This is a genomic window from Endozoicomonas sp., assembly GCF_051008435.1.
Classification (GTDB): domain Bacteria; phylum Pseudomonadota; class Gammaproteobacteria; order Pseudomonadales; family Endozoicomonadaceae; genus Endozoicomonas_A.
Genome location: NZ_JBPCXO010000239.1, coordinates 1 through 1,433, shown reverse-complemented (window position 1 = coordinate 1,433; position 1,433 = coordinate 1). Strand labels below are relative to the sequence as shown.

Below are 1,433 nucleotides of genomic sequence, written 5' to 3'. Positions count from 1 at the left end.
GCTATCTCTTTATCACAAATCCCAAACTTGACTTATCCTTTTCAGCGATGAGTCAAGGTTATGTTGCCATTACCTCCTGAACAATGGGCGGAACTTACTTTTGGGTGTGCAGATTTGGGTGATAAACGTCGTACAAAAAGGCTGATTCACACAGCGGCTGATCTATCAGCCCACACAGGCTCCTCTCTGGCAGAATCCTGTGAAGGCAATTTGGCCTCAGTAGAAGGCGGCTACCGGCTGATTGAAAATGAAGCGGTTGATCCTAAAGCGATTGCCGAAGCAGGATTTCAGGCGACGGCGCGTGCTTCGGTGGATTCTGAACTTATTCTTGCACTTGAGGATTCGACGACTCTTGGCTACAAACATTCCGCAAGATCAGAGCTTGGAGACTTAGGCGGGTCAGAAAACTCCAGAACTAAAGGGTTTTGGGCGCACTCTGTCATGTTGCTGGATGCCGAAACAGAGAGAACTCTCGGTCTCATTGACCAACAGCGCTGGATAAGGGATGACGATCAGCGTGGCAAAAAGCACAAACGCAAGCAGCGCCCTTATGAAGAGAAGGAAAGCTTTAAATGGCAACAGTCTTCAGAAAATATCGAACGCAGGCTGGGCAAGCAAATAGACAAAACGATTAGCGTTTGTGACCGGGAGGCTGATGTCTTTGAGTACGTTCTCTATAAACTTAGTCATAACCAGCGATTTGTCGTCAGGGCAACACAGAACCGAACCCTGCTCGATGATGACAAGCGATTGTTTGATTCGGTTGCAGAAACGTTGGTATTAGGCAGTTATACCATTACAGTTCCACAGCGAGGCGGTAGAAAAGAGCGTAAAGCCACACTGCAAGTAAAGAGCAAAAGTGTCACCATCCAATCACCGCAGAGGCCAGGAGGCCGACTTCAACCTGTAAAGGCTAATGTAGTAACGGCACAAGAAATTAACAATGACTCTGAGGACAAGTTGTGCTGGATTCTCTTAACCACCGAGACTGTTAAAACATTTGAAGACTGTCGTACAGTGCTACGATTCTACGAACTTCGCTGGCGTATAGAGGAGTTTCACAAAGCTTGGAAAACGGGCGCAGGCGTTGAGCGTCAGCGTATGCAAAGCGCTGATAATCTTGAACGTATGGCTGTGATACTGATGTTTGTGGCAGTGAGGCTGATACAAATACGAGAAGCGCTCATGCTGCCTTATGTCCGAAAGCAGGCCGAAGAGGAAGTGTGGCATGAAAAAACATCAGCCGATCAAGTGGTCAGTGATGATGAGTGGCAAGTGCTCTGGTTGAAAATGGAAAGCAAACAGCTGCCTGACAAGCCACCACCGCTGATCTGGTTATTTCAAACCATCGCCAAGCTGGGTGGTTGGAGCAATTCCAAGCACACAGGTCGCCCCGGTTGGCTGGCAGTTTGGAAGGGGTGGGCAAAATTACA

General features: G+C 48.2%; 1 protein-coding gene. It reads left to right on the top strand.

The annotated features are described in order from the left end of the window. Nucleotides 1-60: 60 nt before the first annotated feature. The coding region (locus tag ACR2PX_RS12195) for an IS4 family transposase (RefSeq protein WP_433999629.1) at nucleotides 61-1,433 on the top strand (1,373 nt) is incomplete at its 3' end.